General features: G+C 62.9%; 3 protein-coding genes and 2 rRNA genes. 4 read left to right on the forward strand and 1 reads right to left on the reverse strand.

Annotation, left to right across the window (positions count from 1 at the left end; all coding sequences use genetic code 11):
* Nucleotides 1-182: 182 nt before the first annotated feature.
* Together rrf and AC1AXT_RS08710 are read left to right on the forward strand one after the other, a co-directional pair.
* A 5S ribosomal RNA gene (gene rrf / locus AC1AXT_RS08705) occupies nt 183-299 on the forward strand.
* 255 nt (nt 300-554) lie between these two features.
* On the forward strand, nt 555-806 hold the full coding sequence (locus tag AC1AXT_RS08710) for a hypothetical protein (RefSeq protein WP_476542223.1): 252 nt from the start codon (nt 555-557) through the stop codon (nt 804-806).
* Between the two features lie 127 nt (nt 807-933).
* Here the strand turns inward: AC1AXT_RS08710 and AC1AXT_RS08715 are convergent, their stop codons facing one another.
* Entirely contained in the window at nt 934-2,904 is a 1,971-nt protein-coding gene (locus AC1AXT_RS08715) for a nitrilase-related carbon-nitrogen hydrolase (RefSeq protein ID WP_476542225.1), read from the reverse strand.
* 430 nt (nt 2,905-3,334) lie between these two features.
* Here AC1AXT_RS08715 and AC1AXT_RS08720 point away from each other — a divergent pair, with 430 nt between their 5' ends.
* A complete protein-coding gene (locus AC1AXT_RS08720) occupies nt 3,335-4,270 on the forward strand; it encodes a glycosyltransferase family 2 protein (protein ID WP_476542227.1) in 936 nt (311 codons plus the stop codon).
* A 420-nt stretch (nt 4,271-4,690) separates the two neighbouring features.
* Nucleotides 4,691-4,782, forward strand: a 16S ribosomal RNA gene (locus AC1AXT_RS08725); the annotation flags it as partial.

Genomic DNA, 4,782 nt, shown 5'->3' on the forward strand with positions numbered 1-4,782 from the left:
CCCGTGCAACCAGCCCTTTTCAAGGGCCAGAACGGCACTGGGTCACGCCAGCGTGGTTCCATTGGAACCCTGTTGGCAATCACTGCAAGACCGATCCCATTCTTCTACGCGTCCACCATCCGGTTCCCAAACCGGACACCCGGAACCCGCCCCTCGGGGGCGCGGGTTCCGCATCAGGATTTCGCGGCGGCCATGGCCCAGGCGATACGCCCGGCCCCATTCCGAACCCGGAAGCTAAGGCCTGGCACGGCGATGGTACTGCATCCGAGAGGATGTGGGAGAGTAGCACGCCGCCGCGGTTTACACTTACAAGGCCCCCTTGGATGGCGCAAGCCCCAAGGGGGCCTTTCGCATACCCGCCGGAGCGGCAGCCACGGCAGGCTTTTGCTTGATATCTGTCGCTGAAGAGACTGATAGCGACAGATAATCGGATAAGTGTCGTTATCGGGAATCGTAGCGACACTTATCCGGAATGCGGGGACGCAGGGACGGGCTGTGTTTTGCGCGGCCAGCGGGCGATGGCGGGGTTGTGGCGGCGCGCTAGCATGGCTAGCATGCACTTCTTCGTTCCCAAGCGTTGCCAGCAAAGCAACAAGATCATGTACGCTACCAAGGTACAGGCGTTGCAGGCGGCTGAGGACAGCCGCATCGAGCGAGGAACGCAGCTGTGGGTCTACCAGTGCTCCTACTGCGGTACATGGCACCTGACGCACCGCGACCCGCAGCTGAATCTGCAGACGCAGGCGCTGCGCGGCAAAGGCAAGCCGACGTCGCGTAAGAAAGGCTACAAGCCGCGCCATCGGTAAAGCGATTGCGGATTCCGGCACAATCTCGGCGAAGTCCAGCAACGGCTGCCGGGGAAAATCTTAAGGAATAACGAAAGGGGGACCGTCCGCGGCAGGCGAACGGTCCCCTTTTTCGTTTCGGCAAACGCTAGCGCAGCGACTTCACTTCATCGAGCCACAGCGTGGGGTCGGCGAAGTTCGGCAGCATGACGCCGCTGTGCAGATCCAGGCCGGCCGATGCGATGCGCGGCCCGTCGGGCAGGCTGTAGCGCATGAACTGCGTCGCGAAGAAGCGGCTGTAGAACGCTTCCATCCAGTCCAGCAGGTCCCCGTCCGCATACTTGCCGGCGAACGCCGCCTTGGCGAGCCGGAACAGCTTTGCGGGGCGGTACTGGGCGCGCAGCAAGCCGTCGATATAGAAATCGACGACTTCCACCGGGCCGGCAGTGTGGCCCGGGGCCGTCGCGTACGGATCGTGCGCCGGAATGGCAATCGGTTCGCTCTGTGCGGCGATGTCGGCCAGCGTCGAACGCAACGATGTGCGCGCGCCTTCGTCGGCGAACCAGGCGACGGTCGCCGCGTCCCCGATCTTCGACGTCGTCTCCGGATCGCTGCAGCCGGCATCGGCCCAGATTCCCTCGTAGTTGCGCGCAATCTCCAGCCGTTCGGCAAAGCGGCGCAGCATCGGTGCAATGAAGCTGCGCACCATCTGGCTGTTGATGCCGTACTGGCGGCAGACGTCGGTCGGTTCGTCGGTCAGTCCCAGCGCAAGTTCCGTCATGTCGGTCGGCGTGACGACGAGCGTGGAGGCGCCGGAAGCCTGCTGGAACAGGTACTGCCGCACGGCGGTGGCATCCGGCGTCGCCGGCATCTTGAGTTCGTCGTACGAGAAGCCGAACGTGCGGGCCAGCGCGGCAAGCCGTTCCAGCCGCCCGCTGCCGGCGGCGCTCGACGTCACGACATGCACGGCCGACGCGTCCAGCGACGCCAGCGCGGCGCCGCGTGCCGTGGCGACGATGGCCAGCGCCGCGTTCGCTTCGCCGGAACCGGTCGCGTCGATGACGATCTTCGTGACGCCCTGGTTATGGATGCGCGCGAGCAGGCCGTGCGCCTGTTCCGCCAGCGCGAGGTCGCAGCAGTCGGCGACGTCGGAATCCTTTGCCGGCAGGAACGGCGCCGAGCTGACCGGGCGGTTGAGCGGACGCTCGTCAATCTCCATGTCGAAGAACGTTTCGGCATAGCCGGCGTCCGCGGGCGTTGCGGCGACATGGAACGACGACATGCCGCGGCGCGCTCCCCACAGGCTTTCGACGTCGATATCGGCGATGGCGAACGCGGCGCCGAACGGCTTCGCTTCGGCAAGGATCGTGCCGTTCTCGGCGATGATTTCCTGGCCGCCGACGGTGACGTCGCCGGTCGAGTCGCCGGTGCCGGAGCTGCAGTAGGCATAGCAGGCGAGCAGCCGCGCGCTTTGGCCGGAAATCAGCCCGCGACGGTAGACGTCCTTGTCGAGGCTTGCGTTCGAAGCGGAACCGTTGATCAGTATCGTCGCGCCGGCCAGCGCCAGCTTGATCGACGGCGGATCGGGCGACCAGATATCCTCGCAGATTTCGAAGCCGAGGCACATCTGCGGCATCTTGGCGTTGCGGAACACCTGGTGCGAGCCGAAGGGCACGTTGTCCTGTCCGGCGACACTGATCGGGCTCACTTCGGCCGGCCCGCTCGAGAACCAGCGGCCTTCGAAATCCACGCCGTATGTCGGGATGAACGTTTTCGGAACGACGCCGAGAATGCGGCCGGCGTGGCAGATTGCCAGCACGTTGTAGATCTTTCCGTTGACGCACAGCGGCATGCCGACGGAGAAGAGCACGTCGAGTCCGCTGGTACGTTCCACGAGCCGCCCGAGTTCCCGTTCCGCGCTCTCAAGGAGGATGCCGTGGTAGAGCAAGTCGTTGGCGATGTAGGAAGTGAGCGTCATTTCCGGGAACGCCACCACTTTGGCGCCCTGATCGGCGGCTTTGAGGATCTCCTCGTAGCACAGCTGGGCATTGGCCGCCGGGTCGGCGACCTTGACCAGCGGCGAGGCCGTTGCGAGCGGCACGAATCCGTTGTTCATCATCGTTGTTTCGTCCTTCTTCCGGAGTAAGCCAGTTGCGGAAAACCTGCGGTTTCCGCCAGCGCCCAACCTAGGCCGCGTCCCTTCGGGCAGGCTGGGGCTCTCCCGAAGGCGTAAAGCGGGGCAGGAACGAAAAACGGCCCGCGCTTTTCGGGTACTATCGCTTCTAGAGGGTCGCAGGGAAATTTTTGAGAACAGGGCGCCGGCGCTGAGCCGTCCGGTCGCCTTCGCACTTCGGCGGTATACGGCGAGAGATTCACGAAGGAAGGAACCGTTCATGAATGCGAGCGTCCGGGAGACAAGCGAAATGCAACACGTGAAACATAACGTCGCGCAACCGGCAGAGAAGGAACGTTTCACAGGAAACAAGATTGCCGCAGCCGCTGCGGCGACGGCCGACACTGCGCGTGCCGGGCGGCGCGAACCGCCGAAATTGCTGTTCGTATTGCCTTGCTATAACGAGGAAGCCGCGCTGCAGACGACGGCCCAGGTGCTGGAAACGAAACTGGAGACGCTGCAAGCGCAGGGGCGCGTGCGACCGCGCAGCGCAGTGCTGTTCGTGGACGACGGTTCGAAGGACGGTACGTGGGGCATCATTGAAGAGTTGCACGTGAAACGTCCTGAGATGTTTCACGGGGTGAAGCTTGCCCATAACAAGGGGCACCAGAACGCGCTGCTCGGCGGCCTGATGACCGCGCTCGATATGGACGCCGACGCCGTGGTATCGATGGATGCGGACCTGCAGGACGATCCGAACGCCGTCGACCGGATGATCGAAGACTATCGGGACGGCGCCGAAATCGTGTACGGGGTGCGCGATAACCGCGATACCGACACGGCATTCAAGCGCGGCACGGCCGAGATGTTCTATACGTTCATGGACAAGATGGGCACCGAAACGGTGCGCGACCATGCGGATTACCGGCTAATGAGCCGCGCCGCGCTCGAAGCGCTCGCCCAGTACCCCGAAGAGAACCTGTTCCTGCGCGGCATCGTGCCGTCGATCGGGTTGCCGAACACGAAGGTGTACTACAAGCGCGGCAGCCGCGTGGCAGGGGAGTCGAAGTATCCGCTGCGCAAGATGGTGTCGTTCGCCATCGAAGGTGTCACGTCGTTTTCGACGAAGCCGCTGGCAATCATCACCTGGCTGGGCGTCGTTGCCGTCGTCGTCGGCGTTGCCATGCTGGTCTACACGATCGTGTCGGTGGTCAGCGGCCGTGCCGTCGAAGGCTGGGCGTCCATGATGTGCTCGCTATGGCTCCTCGGCGGCATGATCCTCGTCGCCCTCGGCGTCATCGGCGAATACATCGCCAAAATCTACACCGAAGTCAAAAACCGCCCCCGCTACATCATCGAGAAAACCCTCTAACCCTCACGCCGCCCCCGTTGGCGGTGGCTGTTTTGCGACACGCCGTACAGCCCAGTGTTTGCAGGGGTTTTGGGGTTGGGGGTTGCGGTTTTCGCGTTGGGCGTGTAAGTTGTTCTCTTGCTGCCGCTGAGCCGGCCGGGCGGGTTCCGCCCCGGTGTTCCGGGCTTGGCGCGTGGTGGTGGTTTGAGAACTCAAGAGCGTGTACTGTACTACTTGAATAAATATAACATTGTTTTTCGAGTGTTTTTGATTGCCAGTCCGGCTTCCGCTCCCGTTTGGGAGTCCATTAGGTTGGTTGATGGGGGCCGGGGTTTTTGCTTGCCCTTTCCTTATAAGGGCTTGCGGTACTTCAATGCCTGGCCTTTGGGCTGGGTGGTTGATTTCTTATTTTTGGAGCCGATATGGTTCCTGACACAGTTTTTTGTGGAGGGTTCGATTCTGGCTCAGGATGAACGCTGGCGGCGTGCTTAACACATGCAAGTCGAACGGGATCCTGGCCCTTCGGGGCTGGG

This window comes from Bifidobacterium sp. LH_450 (assembly GCF_056356715.1).

Bases quoted from the DNA above. Each gene is read 5' to 3' on its own strand.
- AC1AXT_RS08710 (WP_476542223.1), top strand. From the start codon at position 555: ATGCACTTCTTCGTTCCCAAGCGTTGCCAGCAAAGCAACAAGATCATG.
- AC1AXT_RS08715 (WP_476542225.1), bottom strand. From the start codon at position 2,904: ATGATGAACAACGGATTCGTGCCGCTCGCAACGGCCTCGCCGCTGGTC.